The sequence below is a fragment of the Pseudomonas sp. HY13-MNA-CIBAN-0226 genome, from assembly GCF_040310305.1.
GTDB classification, from domain to species: domain Bacteria; phylum Pseudomonadota; class Gammaproteobacteria; order Pseudomonadales; family Pseudomonadaceae; genus Aquipseudomonas; species Aquipseudomonas gregormendelii.
Genome location: NZ_JBEOPS010000652.1, coordinates 1 through 234 on the forward strand (window position 1 = coordinate 1; position 234 = coordinate 234).

Here is a 234-nt window from a genome sequence, read left to right on the forward strand (position 1 = left end):
GCCATATTTGCTGGAATAGGTAGGGTTACTGCTAAGTCATTGATATTTTGATTAACGGTATTGGTATATGTTGCTTTGTACTGGACAACAGTACCTGCTGGAGCGGTACTGACGGGTAGATAACTGATCTTGCCTTCAGCATTTTTAATGACTTTGTTGGCAGTCAGCTCCATTTTTAGAGCGTTATCAGCATGAGCAGTACTTAGTAAACCTAAAGAGATTGTGGTAATAAAT

Annotated in this window: 1 protein-coding gene; it reads right to left on the minus strand. The window is 39.3% G+C overall.

Annotated features, from left to right (window positions below):
• Positions 1–234 (minus strand): hypothetical protein (locus AAEZ05_RS30295; RefSeq protein WP_350650375.1); only part of this gene is annotated, 234 nt, incomplete at both ends.